The sequence below is a fragment of the Paenibacillus sp. FSL H7-0756 genome (assembly GCF_038006765.1).
Lineage (GTDB): Bacteria > Bacillota > Bacilli > Paenibacillales > Paenibacillaceae > Paenibacillus_AQ.
This window is the reverse complement of the sequence record NZ_JBBOVT010000002.1, coordinates 1,901,015-1,919,265: the sequence shown is the minus strand read 5'-3', so window position 1 is coordinate 1,919,265 and position 18,251 is coordinate 1,901,015. Positions and strand designations below refer to the sequence as shown.

13 protein-coding genes are annotated in these 18,251 nt (G+C 54.8%); 10 read left to right on the top strand and 3 right to left on the bottom strand.

Annotation, left to right across the window (positions count from 1 at the left end):
* The first annotated feature begins 52 nt into the window (after window positions 1-52).
* The 4 genes from NST04_RS24920 to NST04_RS24905 all read left to right on the top strand — a co-directional run bounded on the left by NST04_RS24920 (window position 53) and on the right by NST04_RS24905 (window position 5,341).
* Window positions 53-952: an ABC transporter permease gene (locus NST04_RS24920; RefSeq protein ID WP_209992448.1), complete on the top strand. Its 900-nt coding sequence runs from the start codon at window positions 53-55 to the stop codon at window positions 950-952.
* Between the two features lie 56 nt (window positions 953-1,008).
* Entirely contained in the window at window positions 1,009-1,887 is an 879-nt protein-coding gene (locus NST04_RS24915; protein WP_341186835.1) for a carbohydrate ABC transporter permease, read from the top strand.
* Between the two features lie 81 nt (window positions 1,888-1,968).
* A complete protein-coding gene (locus NST04_RS24910; RefSeq protein WP_445667954.1) occupies window positions 1,969-3,735 on the top strand; it encodes a sensor histidine kinase in 1,767 nt (588 codons plus the stop codon).
* On the top strand, window positions 3,722-5,341 hold the full coding sequence (locus NST04_RS24905) for a response regulator transcription factor (RefSeq protein ID WP_341186834.1): 1,620 nt from the start codon (window positions 3,722-3,724) through the stop codon (window positions 5,339-5,341). The genes NST04_RS24910 and NST04_RS24905 overlap by 14 nt, the downstream gene beginning before the upstream one ends.
* 420 nt (window positions 5,342-5,761) lie before the next feature.
* Here NST04_RS24905 and NST04_RS24900 read toward each other — a convergent pair whose 3' ends face one another.
* On the bottom strand, window positions 5,762-6,904 hold the full coding sequence (locus NST04_RS24900; protein ID WP_341186618.1) for a glycosyl hydrolase family 8: 1,143 nt from the start codon (window positions 6,902-6,904) through the stop codon (window positions 5,762-5,764).
* Between the two features lie 225 nt (window positions 6,905-7,129).
* On the opposite strand from NST04_RS24900, the gene NST04_RS24895 reads away from it, so the two are divergent.
* Both NST04_RS24895 and NST04_RS24890 read left to right on the top strand, forming a co-directional pair.
* Window positions 7,130-8,953, top strand: a complete 1,824-nt coding sequence (locus NST04_RS24895; protein ID WP_341186617.1) for a family 43 glycosylhydrolase — start codon at window positions 7,130-7,132, stop codon at window positions 8,951-8,953.
* 50 nt (window positions 8,954-9,003) lie between these two features.
* Window positions 9,004-10,431 (top strand): family 43 glycosylhydrolase, encoded by a 1,428-nt coding sequence (locus NST04_RS24890; RefSeq protein ID WP_341186616.1) that lies wholly within the window; start codon window positions 9,004-9,006, stop codon window positions 10,429-10,431.
* 482 nt (window positions 10,432-10,913) lie between these two features.
* Here NST04_RS24890 and NST04_RS24885 read toward each other — a convergent pair whose 3' ends face one another.
* Window positions 10,914-11,807, bottom strand: a complete 894-nt coding sequence (locus tag NST04_RS24885; protein ID WP_341186615.1) for an AraC family transcriptional regulator — start codon at window positions 11,805-11,807, stop codon at window positions 10,914-10,916.
* Window positions 11,808-11,926: 119 nt separating this feature from the next.
* On the opposite strand from NST04_RS24885, the gene NST04_RS24880 reads away from it, so the two are divergent.
* Window positions 11,927-14,353: a glycoside hydrolase family 31 protein gene (locus NST04_RS24880; RefSeq protein WP_341186614.1), complete on the top strand. Its 2,427-nt coding sequence runs from the start codon at window positions 11,927-11,929 to the stop codon at window positions 14,351-14,353.
* 57 nt (window positions 14,354-14,410) lie between these two features.
* On the opposite strand, the gene NST04_RS24875 is transcribed toward NST04_RS24880, so the two are convergent.
* The gene (locus tag NST04_RS24875) at window positions 14,411-15,277 is read right to left on the bottom strand and encodes an AraC family transcriptional regulator (RefSeq protein WP_341186613.1); all 867 of its coding nucleotides are present in this window, start codon (window positions 15,275-15,277) and stop codon (window positions 14,411-14,413) included.
* A 131-nt stretch (window positions 15,278-15,408) separates the two neighbouring features.
* Here NST04_RS24875 and NST04_RS24870 point away from each other — a divergent pair, with 131 nt between their 5' ends.
* From NST04_RS24870 to NST04_RS24860, 3 genes are read left to right on the top strand one after another with little or no spacing between them, the layout of a single operon-like run.
* Complete coding sequence (locus NST04_RS24870) at window positions 15,409-16,245, top strand: amidohydrolase family protein (RefSeq protein ID WP_341186612.1); 837 nt, start codon at window positions 15,409-15,411, stop codon at window positions 16,243-16,245.
* Window positions 16,246-16,265: 20 nt separating this feature from the next.
* Window positions 16,266-17,225: an aldo/keto reductase gene (locus NST04_RS24865; protein ID WP_341186611.1), complete on the top strand. Its 960-nt coding sequence runs from the start codon at window positions 16,266-16,268 to the stop codon at window positions 17,223-17,225.
* On the top strand, window positions 17,225-18,244 hold the full coding sequence (locus NST04_RS24860) for a zinc-binding alcohol dehydrogenase family protein (protein ID WP_341186610.1): 1,020 nt from the start codon (window positions 17,225-17,227) through the stop codon (window positions 18,242-18,244). Before NST04_RS24865 ends, NST04_RS24860 begins: the two co-directional genes overlap by 1 nt.
* Window positions 18,245-18,251: the final 7 nt, after the last annotated feature.

Here is an 18,251-nt window from a genome sequence, read left to right as displayed (position 1 = left end):
AAGACCTTTTCTTCCTCCATTCCATTCTTGCCTGCAGATGTGGAGGATAACGATGAGAGCAAAACTGCGAAAAGAACTGCCGCTTCATTTGATGCTTTTGCCGGGACTGGTGATGATCATTCTGTTCTCCTACGTCCCCATGGCCGGTGTCATGATCGCGTTCCAGAAATTCATCCCTGCCAAGGGCTTGTTCGGGGATCAGAAGTGGGTGGGCCTGGATAACTTCGAATATGTGATGAACCTGCCAAGCTTCACACAGGTGCTGTGGAATACGCTGTTTATTTCGAGTCTTAAGCTGATTCTGGGCCTGATTATTCCGCTGGTGTTCGCAATTCTGCTGAACGAGCTGGCCAGTAATGTGATCAAACGGTCCGTGCAGACAGCGATTTATCTGCCGTATTTCTTATCCTGGGTTGTGCTTGGCGGCATCTTGATTGATATTCTGTCTCCATCGGGCGGGATTGTGAATGAATTCCTCGGATGGTTCGGCGTCTCCAAGATCTTTTTCCTCGGCGACAATGACTGGTTCCCCTTTACGCTGATTGCCTCGGATGTGTGGAAGAACTTCGGCTACGGCACGATTGTATATCTGGCGGCTATAACGGGCATTGATCCCGGGTTATATGAAGCAGCTACCATTGACGGCGCCAACCGCTGGCACAAGACCTGGCATATTACCATTCCGGGCATACGTATGGTCATCGTCCTGCTGTCGGTACTCAGTCTGGGACAACTGTTGAATGCGGGCTTCGATCAGGTCTTCAATCTGTACAGTCCGCAGGTCTACGAGAGCGGGGATATCCTGGATACCTTCGTCTACCGGATCGGTCTATTGGACGCCCAATACGGCGTAGCGACTGCCGTCGGCTTCTTTAAATCAATCATATCGCTCACCTTGATTTCCAGCTCGTATTTCCTGGCTTACCGTTTTGCCAAATACCGGATCTTCTAGAGGAGGGAGTACCCTTGGAGCAACAGCTAACGCCCAAACCGGAGGAATGGACTCCCATTCGCCCCAAGAAACGTTTTGACGGGATTGCGGTACTCAACGCAACCTTCCTGATTCTGGTCTCACTGCTCTGCATTCTGCCGCTTATTCATATTGTCGCTGTGTCCTTCAGTTCAAGCGCAGCAGCATCCGCCGGATATGTCCGGCTCTGGCCGGTAGATTTCACGTTCGCTTCCTATATGTATACGATGAGCCGGACTGAATTCTGGCAGTCGATGCTTGTCTCCCTGACCCGGATCGGCATCGGGACGCCGCTGAACCTGTTGCTGACGATTCTCGTGGCCTACCCGTTATCCAAGGAATCACACGCTCTGCGGTTCCGCAGCGTCTATGCCTGGGCCTTCTTCGTCACGATGCTGTTCAACGGCGGGCTGATCCCCTGGTATACCACTCTCAAGGAGTATGGCCTGCTGGATTCGATCTGGGCGCTTGTACTGCCCGGCGCCGTTCCTGTATTCAGCGTGGTGCTGCTGCTTAACTTCTTCCGGGAGATTCCGAAGGAGCTGGAAGAGGCCGCGCTGATTGACGGGGCCGGCCACTTCCGGACGGTCTGGTCCATCTTCGTGCCGATCTCCAAGCCGGCGCTGGCCACACTCGCTTTATTCTCGATGGTGGAGCACTGGAACAGCTGGTTCGACGGCTTGCTGCTCATGGGGAATCCGGCCAACTATCCGCTGCAAAGCTATATTCAGACCATTGTCATCCAGCAGAACCTGTCGAATATGTCGCGTGATGCCATGCTTGACCTGGCGCTGATCTCCGACCGGACGCTGAAGTCTTCCCAGATCTTCCTCGGCTCCCTGCCGATTATACTGGCTTACCCGTTCCTGCAGAAATATTTCGTGAAGGGGATTGTACTCGGCAGTGTCAAAGGATAACCTCCCGGAAGTTATGCATAAGCCAGCGGAGCTTCCGGGATTCAGGCTATAATGGTGAAAATGATTGCTGGGGGCCTGGGATTGTTGTTCCAAAAGGATTATTCACTGCGCAATACGATATTTCTGCGGCTGATTGTGACCTTTCTGCTCATTATGCTGCCTATTCTTGTCTTCGCCGCCTATCTGTATCAGTGGATTGTGCAAACGGCCAGCAATGATATTCGCAGCTCGGCCAGTGCCCAGACCGTCTTCTACTTAAGTGATATGGAGAATGAGATCGAGCGGATGAAGCTGTTGCAGTTCAGTCTGCTGGAGGATGAGGATCTGAACAAGCTGGCGCTGACCTGGGAGACGCTGCCGACCATTGACCGCACGGAGAACCTGAATTCGCTGATGAAGCGGCTGTTCATTGTGCAGAACAGCAGCACGTATATCAAGGACGTACGCGTTCATATCATGACCATAGGCCGGACCATCTCTTCGGTTGGCGGCGTGCGTGAGCTTGAGCTGAAGCGCTTCCGTGAGATCCGCTCGGTCTTCGGGGACCGGAAGTCCCAGGTGATTGAATGGGAAGGAGGCTTGTACCTCAGTGCGATGAAGCAGCGGGGTATTAAGGGCGCGGAGCCGCTGCTCACGGTGGAGATTGAACTGGACACCCAGGAGCTGCGGGCGGCGCTGGGCCAATTCAATACGTATCCCGGCAGTGGAACGCTGCTGCTGTCAGACAGTGCGAGATTCGCGCTGTACAGTATGACCGGTGAGCTGGCGCAGGCGGACCCCTCCCAGTACGCCCGGGATATCCGCTTGGTGGCCTCCGGGGAGAGGCTAAGCATCGCAGGCGCACCTTATTATATCGTCCAGACCGGCTCGCAGGAGCTGGGCTTGTCCATTTACCGGATCATCCCGGAGGGCATTATCAAGAATCCGCTGAGCAAATTCTATACCTGGGCCTGGGTGTTCGCTGTGGCTGCGCTTGCGATCATCATTGCTTTTGCGCTGTCCACCTACAAGTTCATTCATAAGCCAATGCTGACGCTGGTGAAGAGCTTCCGGAGAATGGAGCAGGGCGATCTGGATATTCATATCCAGCATGAGTCGAGGGATGAATTCCGTTATCTGTACAGCCGCTTCAATCAGATGGTAAGCAACCTGCATTCTCTGATCGACCAGGTGTATAAGCAGAAGATCCTGGCCCAGCGGGCAGAGCTGAAGCAGCTTCAATCACAGATTAACCCGCATTTCCTCTATAACAGCTTCTTCATTCTGAACACCATGGCGAAGACCGGCGATACCGAGCGGATCGAACAGCTGACCACGATGCTCGGCGAATACTTCCAGTTTGTCACCCGGAACGCTTCCGATCTGGTGTCTATGGAACAGGAGATCCACCATGCGAGAATGTATACAGAGATTCAGGCCATGCGTTTCTCCCGGCGGATTGGGGTCCGGTTCGATGCCTTGTCCGGGGAGCTGAAGCAGGTGCAGGTGCCGCGGCTGATTGTCCAGCCGATTATTGAGAATGCGTTCAAGCACAGTCTGGAAAAGAAAGCGATGGAGGGCCTGATCATTGTCCGCTTCGCCCAGGATGGCCCGGACATCCGCATTATCGTTGAAGATAATGGGGACCGGCTGAGCGATGACACACTGGAGCAGTTGAAAGAGTCCCTTAATGTCTATCAGGAGCAGGCGGAGACAACGGGCCTTGTGAATATCCACCGGCGCATCCGCATGACCTTCGGGGAGGCAAGCGGCTTGCTGGCAGACCGGAGTGAGCTGGGCGGACTAAGGGTGACCATCCTTTTTAGAGCTGGAGGTGAGAATACCGGTGTACAGGATGCTTATCGTTGACGATGAAGAGATTATCACGGATGGTCTGGCGGTTGTGTTTGGCAAAATGGAGCTGGAACTGGACATCTACAAGGCCTACTCGGGCCACGAAGCGCTAAGCCTGCTGAGCCGGACCCGTGTGGATATCGTCCTGTCTGATATCTGCATGCCCGAGATGGACGGGCTGGAGCTGATGGAGCATATCCGCCGTAGCTGGCCGCAGTGCAAAATCGTATTCCTGACCGGGCACAGCGACTTCAACTACGTCTATCAGGCGATTCAGGCTCCGGGCGTCCAATATGTGCTCAAGAATGAAGGGTATCCGAAGCTGATTGAGGCGGTCAAGCGTGCGCTCCAGGAATTGCAGGAGACGATGCAGGTCAATGACCTGATGCGCGAGGCGAAGGAGCAGCTTAACACGCTGGAGACCTTGGCGCAGGGTGATTATTTCCGCCATCTCATTCACAGCGTCAAGGTGGATCAGGATCTGGCGGAGGATTTCATCCGTCTGAATATTCCGCTGGATGCTTCGCGGCCGGTGCTGATTGCACTGGGCAGCATCAGTGATCCTGAGTCCTCGCGCACGTATATGGACCGCCGGGAGACGGCGCTTGCAGTGAAGTTCCTGTCGGAGAAGCTGCTGAAGGAGCGGACGGCCAGCCTCGGGGTCATCGACCGGTACGGTGACCTGATCTGGCTGATTCAGCCGGGCGGGACGGGAGAGGCAGCGCAGCCGGAGGCTTTTGAGCAGATGATGAAGTTCCTGGAAGGCACCTTCGAGCTGATTCAGCAGTCCTGCCGGGAATCGCTGGAGGTCGGGATGGCCATCACCCTCAGTGCTGAGGAGTGTGCCTGGTCCAGGCTTCCGGTAGTGTACGATAAGGCCAGACAAGTTCAGCATTACCGGGCCGGGGACGGGGAGCGGATGGTGCAGAAGGTGCAGCTGAATGAAGCGGCGGTGCCGGATACCGTGCGTGACCGGTTCATGCGTGACAAGGTGGAGACCCTGGCTGCGCATCTGGAGGCAGGCCGCAAGCAGGAGTTCCTCCGGCTGTACGGGGAGATGGCCGAACCGGCGGGGCAGGACCCGGGAAGGTGCAATCCTTATCTTACCGAGCTGTATTACACGATTGCGCTGATGCTCATGTCGTATATTAACAGATGGGAAGCGGACGAGGAGATCGGGGCAAGCGGATTAATGCAGCTTGAGGTTCACCGTACCCTCGGCGAAGCCTTCCAGTATCTTCGGAACACGGCGGAGCAGCTGTTCTCTGTCAGGAAGAGCGGGGAGCAGAAGCGGGCAGCGGGTGTCATCGACCGGATCTGCATATATATAGAAGAGAATCTCGACCAGGATCTGTCGCTGGTGCGGCTGGCCGATGTGATCCACTTCAATCCCTCCTACCTGTCCCGCCTGTTCAAGCAGGAACGGGGAATCAATCTGTCCGAGTACATCGAGGATATGCGCGTCCGCCAGGCCAAGGAGCTGCTGCGCAGAGGGGAGCTGAAGGTCGCCGAGGTCGGCTCGCTGATCGGCTACGTCACCCCGCAATCCTTCACCCGGGTATTCAAAAAATGGACTGGAACCACGCCGCAGGAATACCGTGCGGATATGGTGGGGGGGTGAATGGATAGGATAGTAGAATAGGATATAAGAAAGTCGCTCCTTCGGGATGGATGGCGTTGCCTCCATCGTCCGGGGGAGCGATTGTTCGTTGAGGAGAGTAAATGAGAGGGATAAATTACATTAATGCAGCCCAAAGTCGGCCTGACGGGCGAATGAAAGGGATAAATCCCTTTGGTGGGGCTGGAAGTAGAGTAAATGGTGAAATGAGAGGGATAAATCCCTTTGGTGGGGCTGGGCTTGGGCTAAAGGAGTGCCTGGATATGGTAGGTGCAGGCAAAATGAGTAAATGAGGAGCACAAGTGCACTTGAATTTGCTAAAATACGGGCAAAACGAGCAAATGAGGAGCACTTGTGCAGCACAAGTGCTCCTCATTTTTCAATTTCGTCTTAGATGGGCGGATTGCTTCAAGCTGCTTACCGTTACTTATAAATCCGATAATTCCCGCTCAGTGCCAGCATGGTGAAGAAATACAGGCAGTTGTCATAATAGCGCCGTTCTCCGGTGCGCAGGGGGGTGTTCCAGAACAGCTTGACGAAGTGCCCGGCATCCGGGCCGTCGGCGGCGAGCGAGGCCATGGCCAGAGTGGACAGCAGGCCGACTGGATGCAGGGAAGGCTCGTCAAACGGCTGCCCGTCAATCGTATACCGCCGGTAATCAGCCGGATCGATATCGCGGAAGAACGCCTGAATGCGGTTTGACTGCTCTACCTGCCAAGGATCGCAGCGGAACCATTCATAGTCCAGCCCGATATTAGCGGCGACCCGGTAGGCGTCACTGAAAAAGTGGCGGAAATCCCCGTGCGGCTGGGGTTCAGCCGGAGTTCCGTCATAATTGGCGTATTCCGGGGACAGTCCAGTAACCGGGTGGCAGGCCAGGTGCAGGTAATCCCGGCTACGGGCGGCTGCATCCTTCCAGAACGCCCGGTCTGCTTCATCTGCCTGCAGGGCGAACAGATCATAGAATTGCGGCAAATGATAGGAGGGATCACTGAACGGAGTCTCCGGGATGAACTTAATCAGCCGGGTCTCGGGGTCCCACATCGGATCGCCTTCCCCGTCTTCTCCCTTGTGCACACAGGCGCGGAGAATGATTCTGGCCTGCTCGGAATAATTGAACGGCGCGGCCCCGTCACCCCAGCGGCTGGAAGCAAAGAACAGCGCCATCGCGAAGAACTCCTCTCCGTCCGGGGCGGGTCCTTGCGACAGCCTTGTACCGTCCAGCCTGCATTGCCAGGCAAAATAATCCTTATAACGTCCCTCCGTATGCTGCATGAAGACCTTGGCGAATTTCCAGAGCCGGTCGAACTCCTCTTTTTTATCCATCTGAACCGCCATCATCATCCCGTAGGACATGCCCTCTGTACGCACATCGGTATTGCCTGTATCTACGATATAACCCTTATCATCATCCATCGTATGGTAGAGCCGGACATCAGGGGCGCCGTAGAACATTTCGTTCCAGGTATCTTCCAGCCGCTGCTGAATGGCCTCCGGACGCAGTCCGTGCTCAAGAAAGAGATTTCTATACTCTCCTGTATAAAAAGAGCCCTCTGTAGTATTCATCATAACATCCTCCAGGTGAATTTGATTTTGCCCAAGTATATCATAAGCGGCGGTATAGAGATTAAAGCGTTTTCCGGATAATTTATAGATGATTCCGGATCTTGACCATAATCTAAGGATAGATCAAGCTTAGGTGTCTATATGTCATGGACTTCACGCCAAAAGCTTCTCTATACTGGTAGGGACATGCTGCAAGATGAATAACAAGGTAAGGGTGATAGAGCTATGAATGAGGTGTCAAAGCTAATGAAGCTTACAGTCTACACGCGCATACCGAACCAGGATTACACCGGGTCCCTCAGCAACAGTGTTCATATGGCCTGCACAGATGATCATAATGAATTTCAGCCGCTTAACCGGAACTATGGCCTATTATTTGCCGTGGCGACCGTGGATGAGAAGAATGTGATCCATGAAAAAGGACTCAAAAATCCCCATTTGTTCCGCACACAGGATGGTGCTTTCGGGATTGTTGCGGTAAGAGTTGACGCCTCCTCGGGGGAGGATGACGGGGAGAGCAGAGGGCAGATTCTGCTGTGGACCTCGCCGGATCTGGTGACCTTCGATGCCCAGCGGCTTGTCCGGCTCGATAAAGAACGATATGTAAAAGAAGCCGTCTGCGCACTGGACAGTACAGGAGCAGGATATGAGATCCGCTGGCAGGACAACGACGGCAACTATTATGTTAACCGGCTGGCTGACCTGCGGAAGCCGGAAGAGATCTCGCCGCCGGAGCCTGCAGAAGCTTACACGGTAGAGCAGCCCGCTAGGCCGCTGCCCGGAACCCGTCCGGGGAATGTGCTGACAGTGGACGGTCCCACAGGCCGCAAGGTACAGGCAGCATGGACCCCGGTGTATAACACCGGTATTCGCGTGGCAGAGCAGGTCAGTGTCCGCTCCGCCGGGGAATTAGCGAAGGTCAGAGCCACAGCGCTGTATTCGGACGGCTCCATTGCCGATAAGCGGGTGGACTGGGATACCGCAGGAATTGATTTCACCTTGCCGGGAACCCATACCATACATGGCAAGGTAGTCACATATGACTTACCGTTCCCTTTGGCAAGCGGCTATGCAGACCCGGTAATTCTCCCTTGGAACGGCAGGTATTACTTCCTGGCTACCAATGACAATGTCAATAATATCGGCATCTATGTCCGCGTGGCAGATACCTTGCAGGACCTATTCGTTCCGGGCTTCGAGGAAGCCGTTATACTGGATCTTAATGAGGAGCTGAACTTCATTCAGACCTTCTGGGCGCCGGAATTCCATGTCATCGGCGGGGAGCTGTACATCCTGTTCGCCGTTGGCGGCAAGGTATGGGGGCCGCAATGCCATCTGATGAAGCTGAACCCCGGCGGCGATATTATGAAGGCCGGGGATTGGAGCACACCGGTCCGGGTGAAGCGGATGGACGGTACTCCATTAGCCGCAGACGGTATTACGCTGGATATGACTTATTTCAAAGCAGACGGTACCTCCTGTGTAGTCTGGTCTTACCGCAAAGGAATCGGAACGCCGCTGGATACCGGCTCCATGCTGTATATCGCCACGGTAGATGAAGCGAACCCGGCGGTATTAGCGAGTGAGCCGGTGCTGCTGTCGCGTCCGCTGCTGGGCTGGGAGAATGTTCAGGGCACGATTAATAACGAAGGCCCGTATCCGCTGCTTACAGAAGATACCGTGTATATTGCCTATTCCGGCGGGGCGGCAACGGGATATACCTACGCAGTGGGCTGGTTAAGCATTCCACGGGGTGGAGACTATCTGGATGCCAGCGCCTGGAGCAAGGCGGGTACGCCGGCACTTTCTTATTATTCGCTGGACGGGGTGTACGGTCCGGGGCATAATTCCTTTTTCCAGGATACAGACGGTACTACGCTAGTCCTCTACCACGGGGAAGAGCAATTGGTGAAGCATGGAACGAGATGTTCGGCAATCCACAGAGTCCATTACAACAGTAACGGCGTTCCACTGCTTGATGTGGCCGGGGAGAGAGATGTACATCCGGATTACGCCGACTGCAAGGTGCAGGTGACTGTGCTTACTTAGCTAGTCTACACTTACAACGACAATCTATATAACAAATGGAGGATGTTAGAATGACACAACAACAAGGATTCAACCCATATCTGCCTTCCTGGGAGTACGTGCCGGATGCGGAACCTTATGTTTTTGAAGGAAGAGTCTATGTCTATGGCTCGCACGACCGGTTCAACGGACATGCCTTCTGTCTGAACGACTATGTCTGCTGGTCAGCGCCGGAGGACAATCTGGGCGATTGGCAGTATGAAGGGGTGATCTACAAGACAACAGATGACCCGCTCAACCCGGAAGGCAGCATGTGTCTCTATGCACCGGATGTGACACAGGGACCGGACGGGCGCTACTATCTCTACTATGTACTGGACAAGGTTTCTCTCGTATCGGTAGCGGTCTGCGATAAGCCGGGCGGCAAATATGAATTCTACGGCTATGTAACCTACGGGGACGGCACGCGTCTGGGCGAACGGGAAGGTGATGAGCCGCAGTTTGACCCGGGGGTATTGACCGAAGGCGACACCACGTACCTGTACACCGGCTTCTGCGGATATGGCGATAAGTCCAGGCACGGCGCGATGGCTACTGTACTCGGTCCCGATATGCTTACGATTATTGAAGAGCCTGTGTTCGTGGCACCGAGCCAGCCTTACAGCCAGGGAACCGGCTTCGAGGGCTATGAGTTCTTCGAGGCTCCTTCCATCCGCAAAAGAGGGGATATCTACTACCTGATCTATTCCTCCATTTCCATGCATGAGCTGTGTTATGCCACGAGCAGTCATCCTACCCGGGATTTTGTGTATCAGGGGGTCATTGTGAGCAACTGTGATCTGCATATTGATACGTATAAGCCAGCGGACCAGACGATGTATTACGGCGGCAATAACCACGGCAGCATCGTGGAGATTCAGGGGCAGTGGTATATTTTCTATCACCGGCATACCAACGGAACCGCGTTCTCGCGCCAGGGCTGCATCGAGCCGATTACGTTCCGTGAAGACGGCACCATCCCGCAGGTGGAGATTACAACCTCCGGCCCGAACGGCGGCCCGCTGGAAGGACGCGGTGAATATCCGGCTTATCTGGCCTGCCACCTGTTCACCAAGGATCAGGAGATGTACACTGGAGGCTTCGGCAAGGTGGGTGCCTGGATGGACAGCCGGTTCCCGAAAATCACCCAGGACGGCAGAGACGGCGAAGAAGAGATGGGCTATATTGCCAATATGACGGAGTCGGCCACCGCCGGGTTCAAGTATTTTGACTGCAAGGGGGTTAGCCGGGTCTCCATTAAGGTGCGGGGATATTGCCATGGTGAGTTCCAGGTGAAGACGGCTTGGGACGGGCCTGCGCTTGCTTCTATTCCGGTAGGCTTCACGAATGTCTGGAAAGAATATGCTGCGGACGTGGCGATTCCGGACGGCGTTCAGGCACTGTATTTCACGTATACCGGGGGCGGCGGCGCGCAGTTTGCTTCGTTTACGCTGGCTTAAGCGGTCGCGGGCGGGACGGGATGGAATGGAATAGAGCATGACAAGCAGCAGCGCCCGAGAACTCTCTCAGGCGCTGCTGCTCTATTGGATGGAGGATAGTTAGTTGAAGACAGAGAGGGTTCCTCCTATTTGGCTCCACTCATTTGCAACTTATGCCTTAGCTCCAACATCTGAAGTAGTGCACGGACACAGGTGCCGCTATTTTGTCCAAAAGTGTGATTATTCACGAGCTACGGACTCAGTGGACCTTAAATGGGCGATATGGAAGCCAAATAAGATAGAAACAGTTAATTAACGGCCACTGAGTCCGTGAAAAGCTCATTTCTTCGGTTTTCAGGAATATAGCGGCATCTGAGTCCGCATGGCTTGCAGCCAGGTGCAAGAAATCTCATGCCTAGTAATCTAGCTCGTACAGGGCGGAGCCTATTTGTTGTCCGCTCCCGCCCACACACACTAGATGGTAATGGAGTATGCCCCGGACACTACACGCCGGAAGAATACCGTGCCTTGTACTCTGAGGGCGTCATGTTCATATAATGCTTGAACCACTTGGAGAAATAGCTGACATGCTGGTAGCCCGACTCCAGCGCAGCCTCCAGCACATTGTATGATCCGCTGCGGAGCAGACTGGCCGCCTGGCTGATGCGGATATAGTTCAGATACTCCATCGGGCGCATCCCCGTCTGAGCCTTGAAAAACTTGCAGAAATGCGAGCGGCTCAGCGCTACCACATAGGCAAGCTGATCCAGCTCCAGCCGGTCGCGGGAATGGGTCTCCATATAGCTCAGCACCTCCCGGATCTGCCGGTTATATTCCCGGCCGTGCCGGGGTTCCGGCTCCGGGTTCAGTGCGGTCAGCCCGTATTGATAGCTGTCTGCAATGAACAGCAGCAGGAGCGCCTTCAGGCTCATTTCGTATGCAGCAGATTGATGCTCATAGCGGCTTAACAGCTCTCTGATCAGCTGAAGCAACGGGGAGTGGGCGGCATCTGCGGCAGATAACATAGCAGGAAGCCGGATCTTCCCTTGCAGAACCGGGTCCAGGAACAGCTCCTGGACCCGGTCGGGCTGCGGCGAAGACAGCCAGGAGCCTTTGAACACGATGGAATAATAACAGGTGCCGCCCATTGCGGTGTCCATGCCCGAATGAAGCTCACCGGGATGAACGATCAGGGCATCTCCAGCCTGGATGGAGAACTCGCGGCTCTCAATATGGAAGGTAGCGTTGCCCTCTGCCAGATAGATCATCTCCATTTCGTTATGCCAGTGCACGGGAAGAATGGAATGCACGCGGGCCTGATGCTCCACCCGGTAGATATGCAGCGGGAATTCTGGCTGGCCGTGCAGCTTGTTCTCCCGGTAACGGTGTTCGTACATGATGCCCTCCTCTGAATCGCTATATTGTGATGATATCGCGCAAATATATGGTAGATGAACCGCTATCAATAATAATATCATTATAACCAGAGGAAGTCATAAGGAAGGGTGGAACCATAATGAAGCTGATAACTGTTCAATCCGGCGAGGCTGGCGTAAGGCTGGAGACTAGTGAGGGGATTATGCATATTGCCTGGTGTACGCCGGTGATTGCCAGAATCCGCTATACGCTGAATGCTGAGCTGAGCGGTAAAGAGAGTCTGATGGTGGTAAGCCGGCCAGAAGCCGAGACCGTACCTTACACTATCACAGACCTGCCCGGCCATCTGCAGATCTCAACGGCGCAGCTAATGATTGAAGTGGATAAAGAGAGCTGTGCCTTCAGCTACAGAGCTGCGGACGGCACACTGCTGACACGGGAGCCGGCCAGAGGCGGCAAAACCCTGGATCGCACAGAGGTCTATCATACGGTATTCGATGCTTCGGCAGACACGGTAGAGACCGGACAGGGTGCGGATGGGCTGCGTGCCAGAGCGGAGGGCGTTAACCGGAGGCTGGACCGGGAGGCTTTTCATACAAAGCTGGAATTCGAATGGCAGGAAGGGGAGGCCCTGTACGGACTGGGCTCCCATGAAGAGGGGATGATGAACCTCCGGGGACGGCAGCAATACTTGTACCAGCAGAATATGAAGGCGGTTGTTCCGGTACTGGTGTCTACACGCGGCTACGGGATTCTGGTAGATTCGGGATCTTATATGACTTTTCATGACGATGCCTTTGGCTCGTACCTCTGGAGCGATGCGGATGAAGAGATGGATTACTATTTCATTTATGGTCCGGAATTCGATCAGATTACGGCGGCAATCCGCTACCTGACCGGAGAAGCACCAATGCTGCCGAAGTGGTCCTTCGGGTATGTGCAGTCCAAGGAAAGATACGTCTCCCAGGCGGAACTCCTTGCCACCGTGCAAGAGTATCGTGAACGTTCGCTTCCCCTCGACTGTATCGTACTTGACTGGCAGTCCTGGACGGGTAATCTGTGGGGACAAAAGACTTTCGATCCTGAGCGCTTCCCCGATCCCTCGCAGATGATGAACAGCCTGCACGCTATGAATGCCAAGCTGATGGTATCGATCTGGCCGATTATGGGTGCGGGTGGGGATAATCATGAAGAGATGAAGGCGCGCGGCTTCCTGCTCGGCAATCAGGCGACATATGACGCCTTCTCGGAGGAGGCTCGTGCGCTGTATTGGAAGCAGGCCAACGAAGGGCTGTTCACCCACGGCATTGATGCCTGGTGGTGCGATTGCACCGAGCCGTTCGAAGCGGACTGGAAAGGCGCGGTGAAGCCGGAGCCGGAGCAGCGGCTGCTGATTAATACGGCAGAATCGAAGCGGTATCTCGATCCGGGCTTGATCAATGCCTACTCCATGCAGCATTCCAAAGGGATCTATGAAGGCCAGCGTGCAGCGACCTCAGCGAAGCGGGTAATCAATCTGACACGCTCCGCGTTCGCAGGGCAGCACCGCTATGGCACGATTACATGGTCTGGTGATACAGCCGCCAACTGGGAGACGCTGAGGAAGCAGATTGCAGACGGCCTTAACTTTTGCCTGACCGGTTCGCCATACTGGACGCTGGATATCGGAGCGTTCTTCGTGAAGAATCACAAGGAGCAATGGTTCTGGAACGGGGATTATGACGAGGGTGTTGCGGATTTGGGCTACCGGGAGCTATATGTCCGCTGGTTCCAGCTTGGCGCGTTCCTGCCGATGTTCCGTTCTCACGGAACCGATACTCCAAGGGAAATCTGGCAGTTCGGCGGGGAGGGTGAGCCGATGTATGATACGCTGGTGAAATACCTGAAGCTCCGTTACCGGCTGATGCCATACATCTACTCCCTGGCCGGAGCTGTGGCACACCGCAGCTATACTATGTTCCGCGCACTGGCCTTTGACTACCGGGAAGATGTGCAGGTCCATTCGATCGGCGACCAGTTCATGTTCGGTCCGGCTTTCATGGTGGCTCCCGTGACAGAGGCTATGTATTACGGTCCCGGCTCCCGCGAGCTTGAAGGGGTTCTTAAGCAGCGCAGTGTATATCTTCCTGAAGGCGAATGGTACGATTATTGGAGCGATGAACGGCTGGAGGGCGGTGTGACGATTGTAGCAAAAGCGGATCTGGAGACGCTTCCCTTGTATGTCCGCGCCGGGTCCATTATTCCGCTCGGCCCCGATGTTCAGTATTCGGATGAACAGCCGGAGGCTGTGACCCGGCTCAAGGTATACGGCGGCAAGGATGCAGCCTTCACCCTGTATGAAGATGAAGGCGACAATTATAATTATGAGACCGGCTCCTATGCCATGATTGAGCTGAGCTGGTGTGAAGCGGACCGCAGCCTGACTATCGGGAAGCGGGCAGGAGACTATGCCGGAATGCAGGCGGTAAGGCAATTTGCCGTAGAACTGGCGGGGCATGCGGGAAGCTGTGTTGTCACTTATGAAGGGGAAGCTGTAACCGTCCGCGAGGAGGATCTTCAGAGCTAAGGCAGAGGTTCATTGTAACCAACCTGAACGTTTTGTAAGCTGAATAGAGAAGCTCTACTAGGCTCTGTTACTCTTGCGGTAGGCGGCGGGTGTCATGCTGGTGATTCTTTTAAATGTACGGTAGAAGTGGGGCAGGCTCTCGAAGCCGCAGGCCATGGCGATCTGCTCAATGGTGCCGCTTGATTGCAGGAGGCTGTCCTTGGCGGCAAAAATCCGCTTAGTCGCAATATAATCCGTCACATTCATGCCCAGACGCTGCTTGAAGACCCGGCTGAAATGGGCCGGTGAGATCGAGGCCCGTGCAGCCAGGGAGCTTAGCTCCAGCGGCTGATCCAGATGATCGTTGATATAACTGAGCGCCTCACGGAACCATTCCGGCAGCAAGGGATTTGAAGCAACCGGCTCGGCCGCTTGCGGCAGACAGTAGCGGTTCAGATGCAGCAGTGTAAGATGAAGCAGCAGTGTAAGCGCCTGCCCGCCGTCCGGCTGATTCTGCTCGCGTTCCCGGTGGATCGCTTCGATATCATTTTGCAGAATCCCAGCATGCTCAGGAGACAGGGTATACTTGTACTGCTTGTTGGTCTTGGCAGCGTCGAACAGCTTTAGATAGGGATAAGACTCATTGTAGGTATGATTATGGATCAGAGCCGGGCTGAAAAAAAGAGCGGAGGAGGTCACCGGCTCCTCATTGTCGGGAAATCCCCGGTGTACCGTGTTCCCGGGAACAACAATGATGTCACCCGGCTGCATCTCATAAAAGGTCTGATCGATGAAAAAGCTTCCTTTGCCGCCGTATACGTAGATGAATTCGTACCAGTCATGCTGGTGGTCGGGCAGCTCACGCTGCGGGCTTTTTGTTTCCTTATAGTCCAGCAGCAGCGTAATTGGCAATTGATGGTCAAAATGCCTGCGGATCGGTTCCATAAAGTCTCCCCCTGAGTGAAATCTCTGCATTCTTACTTACATCATATCAAAATAAGGTATAAATTTGTTTGTTTTAGCTATTTTTATTCCTTTATCGGATGTTTACAATAAGGTGGAATGGAGGCGTTATCATGTATATTGATGCTCACCAGCATTATTGGAAGATAGACAGGGATGATTATGGATGGATTACGCCGGAGATTCCGGTGCTGTTCCGGGATTATCTGCCTGCTGATCTGGAGCCGGAGCTAACGAAGCATGGGATCAGCCGCACCATTGTGGTACAGGCTGCGCCGACCGTGGAGGAGACGGAATACATTCTGGGACTCAGCGGGCAGTCGGAGTCTGTCGCGGGTGTGATTGGCTGGCTGGATCTTGCAAGCCCTTCCTTTCAGGCAGAATTCGAGCGGCTCAGCAGACATCCGAAGTTCACCGGGCTGCGGGTGATGATTCAGGAGATGGCAGACCCCGGTGTGCTTTTGACCCGGCCATATATAGAAGCGCTCTCATATCTGGCGGAACGGGATGTGCCGGTGGATCTGCTGGTGCTGGCGGATCAGCTTCCGCAGCTTATTGCGATGCTGGAACAGGTTCCGGGACTGCGGGGAGTTATCGACCATCTGGCTAAGCCTAAGATTGCTTCGGGCCAATTAGAGCCTTGGAGAAGCTTAATGGAGGAGGTAGCTAAGCATCCGGGAATTTACTGCAAGCTGTCTGGAATGGTGACGGAGGCTGATCCGCAGGGCTGGACGCAGGAGGATTTCTCGGCTTACGTCCATGCTGTGCTGGAGCTGTTCGGACCGGAGCGGGTGATGTTCGGCAGCGACTGGCCGGTGTGTCTGATGGCGGCAACCTATGAGGAGGTTGTGGGGATTTTGCGCACAGCACTGCAAGACCGCTTGTCTGCGGAAGAGATGGAGCCGGTGTTTGGAGCGAATGCTGCTAGATTTTATAAGTTAGATCTATAAACCATAGGAGGTAGTGCAAGATGAAATACAGAAAGCTGGGCAATACGGGACTGGATGTCTCAGCATTAAGCTTCGGGGCCTCTTCACTGGGCAGCGTGTTCCGGGAGGTCCCGAAGGATGAGGCCATCCTTACGGTTCATACGGCGATTGATCTGGGGATTAACCTCATTGACGTCTCCCCATATTACGGTCTGATGAAAGCGGAAACGGTGCTGGGCGAGGCGCTGCAGACGGTACCGCGTGACAAGTATATTCTGAGCACTAAGGCCGGGCGTTACGGGTCAGATGAATTTGACTTCTCCAGAGAGCGGATCTTCCGCAGCGCGGAAGAGAGCATGGGCAGACTGGGCACGGATTACCTGGATATTCTGCTGCTGCATGATGTTGAATTCGGCTCGCTTACGCAGGTGATGGAGGAGGGAATTCCGGCGCTGGAAGAGCTGAAGCAAGCAGGCAAAATCCGTTACTTCGGTGTCAGCGGCCTGCCGCTGAGTGTGTTCGAGAAGGTGCTGCCGCAGACCAAGCTGGATGTCATTCTGTCCTATTGCCATTATTCGCTCAACGATACTACGCTGCTCCAGCTCCTTCCGCTGCTGGAGGAGAGCGGCACAGGGCTGATGAATGCGTCGCCTATCTCGATGGGTCTGCTCAGCAACCGCAAGGTGCCGGACTGGCATCCGGCAAGTGCGGAGATTCAAGCCGCGTGTCAGCGCGCCGCTGAGTATTGCAGAGACAAGGGCGAAGACATCGCCAAGCTGGCGGTCCAGTTCTCCACGGCGAACGAGCAGATTCCAACCACCTTGGTCAGCACGGCGACACCGGCTAATATCCGCAACAATATTAAATGGACCGAGGAGCCCATAGATCAACAATTACTGGCAGAAGTGCGCGATATTCTGAAGCCGATCGACGGTGCAACCTGGCCGAGCGGCCGGGCAGAATGGAACGAAGCATCTGGCCCGAACGGGGAGCGCTTATAATGAAGGGAATTATTTGTGAGGAAGTCGGTAAGTTCGTATTCCGCGAGGATCTGCCGGAGCCGGAGCTGGTGGACGGGGAAGCAGTTGTAAGCATCCGCCGTATCGGCATCTGCGGGACAGATCTGCACGCTTACCGGGGGAACCAGCCTTATTTCACTTATCCGCGTGTGCTGGGGCATGAGCTGTCCGGGATTATTGAGCGCATTGGCGACAACCCGCAAGGGCTACAGGCCGGTGACCAGGTCAGTGTCATTCCGTATCTGCATTGCGGAGAATGCCGGGCTTGTCTGAGCGGTAAAACGAATTGCTGCCAGAAAATGAGAGTGTTCGGTGTTCATCTGGACGGCGGGATGCGGGAACGGGTGAGTCTGCCTGTAGGCAATCTGCTGAAGACAGACGGGCTGACGCTGGATCAGGCGGCCATGCTGGAGCCGCTGGCGATTGGTGCCCATGCGGTTCGGCGCTCCGGTGTCGGCGCTGGAGATCAGGTGCTGGTGATCGGCGCAGGCCCGATCGGGCTGGGCGTGATGGCCATGGCCCGGTACGCCGGGGCGAAGGTGATTGCGATGGACGTCAACGATGAACGTCTGGCCTTCTGCAAGGGCTGGGCGCAGGCGGAGCATACGGTAAGCGCGTTGAAGGAGCCGAAGGAACAGCTGTCGGCGTTGACGGATGGCAACTTCCTGCCGCATGTTATTGATTCCACAGGCAACATTTCCTCTATGGAAGGGGCTTTCGGACTGGTTGGACATGGCGGTACATTGACTTATGTCGGCTTGGTCAAAGGGAACATTACCTTTAGTGACCCCGATTTCCATGCCCGTGAGATGACGGTGCAGGGCAGCAGAAATGCGACCCGCGAGGACTTCGAACAGGTGATTAGCGCCATTAGAGACGGTTACATTGATGTGGACCGCTATATTTCCCACCGCTGCTCTTTCGGGGAGATGACCCTGCAGTTCGAGAGCTGGCTGAATCCTGAGTCCAAGGTAATCAAGGCATTGGTGGAACTGAATTAACTGCGAA

Bases quoted from the DNA above. Each gene is read 5' to 3' on its own strand.
- NST04_RS24865 (WP_341186611.1), top strand. From the start codon at position 16,266: ATGAAATACAGAAAGCTGGGCAATACGGGACTGGATGTCTCAGCATTA.
- NST04_RS24920 (WP_209992448.1), top strand. From the start codon at position 53: ATGAGAGCAAAACTGCGAAAAGAACTGCCGCTTCATTTGATGCTTTTG.
- NST04_RS24870 (WP_341186612.1), top strand. From the start codon at position 15,409: ATGTATATTGATGCTCACCAGCATTATTGGAAGATAGACAGGGATGAT.
- NST04_RS24900 (WP_341186618.1), bottom strand. From the start codon at position 6,904: ATGAATACTACAGAGGGCTCTTTTTATACAGGAGAGTATAGAAATCTC.
- NST04_RS24905 (WP_341186834.1), top strand. From the start codon at position 3,722: ATGCTTATCGTTGACGATGAAGAGATTATCACGGATGGTCTGGCGGTT.
- NST04_RS24895 (WP_341186617.1), top strand. From the start codon at position 7,130: ATGAATGAGGTGTCAAAGCTAATGAAGCTTACAGTCTACACGCGCATA.
- NST04_RS24885 (WP_341186615.1), bottom strand. From the start codon at position 11,807: ATGTACGAACACCGTTACCGGGAGAACAAGCTGCACGGCCAGCCAGAA.
- NST04_RS24875 (WP_341186613.1), bottom strand. From the start codon at position 15,277: ATGGAACCGATCCGCAGGCATTTTGACCATCAATTGCCAATTACGCTG.
- NST04_RS24860 (WP_341186610.1), top strand. From the start codon at position 17,225: ATGAAGGGAATTATTTGTGAGGAAGTCGGTAAGTTCGTATTCCGCGAG.
- NST04_RS24890 (WP_341186616.1), top strand. From the start codon at position 9,004: ATGACACAACAACAAGGATTCAACCCATATCTGCCTTCCTGGGAGTAC.
- NST04_RS24880 (WP_341186614.1), top strand. From the start codon at position 11,927: ATGAAGCTGATAACTGTTCAATCCGGCGAGGCTGGCGTAAGGCTGGAG.